The sequence below is a fragment of the Tepidanaerobacter sp. GT38 genome (assembly GCF_021991635.1).
Taxonomy (GTDB): Bacteria; Bacillota; Thermosediminibacteria; order Thermosediminibacterales; family Tepidanaerobacteraceae; genus DTU063.
Map to the genome: position 1 here is coordinate 1 of NZ_JAFFJA010000052.1, position 2,181 is coordinate 2,181.

Consider the following 2,181-nt stretch of genomic DNA (forward strand, 5'->3'; position numbering starts at 1 on the left):
GCCATGAATGAACTCATTGTTTTCCCTCCTTTTTGCATAAAGTTATTGTATAATAGGCAATTTTGTGTGTCAAGCATTGAAACTTTAACTGTGGAATAATGATTTTTTGAACCTTGAAAATTAAATAAAATTTTATCTCTCAAAATAACTTTAAGTGTGGACAATATAACTTTAACTGTGGTATAATATTCATAGGCAAATACGGGATATAACGGTGCTACTATTAAGCGATAGGGAGCAATAAATGCTTTAAAGACTATCGACCTGCTGGAGGGGACTAATTCAGTTAGTAGTGGGTACAGGGTTTAAAATCACCGACCGAAACTGTAGGTGGTTCCTAAATTGTCCAAACACCGCAAGTAGTTTAGTGTTACATCCAGTAATACTAAATGAAGTCATCGTCCTCTATTTGCCTGTAATATATTATTTATTGTGTGGTGGCGGAATAGGTAGACGCTAGAGTTCGTACACTAGAGGAGTCCCACGCATGAAAAAAGGAACTGAACTCCTCATGCAGGGTGCAAATCCCTGCCCACACAATGATTATTAGGAGTGGCTAATTATTATGAAGTTATTCGAAGTAAATAATGGTTATGTAGGCTTCGGTGTTGTTAAATGCTTCGTTATTGCAGAAAATGAAGATAGGGCTATCGAAATTGCAAGACATAAATACAAAGCCCAATCTAAATGTTATGGCGAACACTATTATCTAAATCTCACCGCAACGTGCCTTTGTGATGATACATCAAAAGAGTTTGTAAGTGAGATTACAGATGAATAGGAGGCCTTCATGAATCAACTTAATCTGCCAGAATTTAGAGTGCTTAAAGTAGAAGAAAACGAACAAAAGGATTTAAAATTTACTGTAGAAGCCATCAAGCCTATTGTATCTTGCCCTGAATGTGGTAATGAGGATTGCTATAAACATGCACCTATGGAACGCTTTGTGAGAGATTTAAACATGTTTAATCAACGTGTTGGCATAGTTGTAAAAGGAAATCGTTACAAATGTAAACAATGTGGCAAGACTTTCACAGAGAAGTTTTATTCAATTGATGATAGGGATAAAATTACTCTACGTCTCAAAGAACATATCAAAGAATTGTCACTAAAAGAGCCATTTAAAAAGATTGGAGAGATTTATGCCATCTCATCTTCCACAGTCAAACGCATTTTCAGTGAGTATGTAGAAGAGCAAGAACGAGCAATGATTTTCGAAACCCCTCGTGTGTTAGGAATAGATGAGGTGCATTTAAACAAGAAAATGAGGTGTATATTCACTGATATAGAGAAACTTAAAATACTTGATATGTTGCCAAATCGTAGTAAGAAAGATGTTATCAAGTTCTTGTCTAAAGTACCTGATTTGCACAAGGTTGAAGTTGTTACAATGGATATGTGGAAGCCTTACAAAGAATCTATCATTGAAACAATACCTAAAGCACATATAGTAATTGATAAGTACCATGTGGTGCAATATGCTAATAAGGCTTTAGATTCCGTAAGAAAGTCCTTTAGGGAAACTCTAACACCTCAACAGCGGAAACAACTAATGCGTGATAGATATGTGCTACTAAGGAACAAAGAAGATTTAATTCCTGCGGATAGGCTTAATCGTGATATTTGGTTTACGATGTTCCCCACACTTCGTGTAGCCTACTATATCAAAGAGGGATTAAGAGATATGTACCTATGTGAAACCAAAGAACAGGCTATAACCTATTATAAAGAGTGGAAATCTTCTATTCCTTGTGATATGAAGCCATTCCTGGAAGTTGCTTCAATTATTGATAATTGGCATACGGAGGTATTTAACTATTTTGACCACTTTGTAACCAATGCTTTCACAGAGAGTATAAACAACATAATAAAAGATATTGAAAAGCATGGAAGGGGTTACTCTTTTGAGGTATTAAGGGCAAAGATACTATTCAGCACCAAAGCCACAATACGACCTAAATACGATAAGGATAACGGGTATATGCGTATAGGTAATATGCTTTATAACACATTCGATTTCGACTACTCGGAACCACGACTTAAAGAAGGGTTCGGAGTATTGATTCCACAATTACTTGAAGTTATAGAGAGAGATGATTTTTAACATCTCTCTTTTTATTTTCCACACTTAAAGTTATATACCCTAAAAATGAATTACCAATATATTAGGCTCGATACTCT

General features: G+C 35.4%; 2 protein-coding genes. Both read left to right on the top strand.

The window, feature by feature from the left end:
- The first annotated feature begins 565 nt into the window (after positions 1-565).
- Positions 566-781 carry a hypothetical protein gene (locus tag JT739_RS08085; RefSeq protein WP_023062798.1) on the top strand — a complete coding sequence of 72 codons (216 nt, stop codon included), beginning with the start codon at positions 566-568 and terminating at the stop codon, positions 779-781.
- Positions 782-790: 9 nt separating this feature from the next.
- Positions 791-2,104, top strand: a complete 1,314-nt coding sequence (locus JT739_RS08090; RefSeq protein WP_237660601.1) for an ISL3 family transposase — start codon at positions 791-793, stop codon at positions 2,102-2,104.
- Positions 2,105-2,181: the final 77 nt, after the last annotated feature.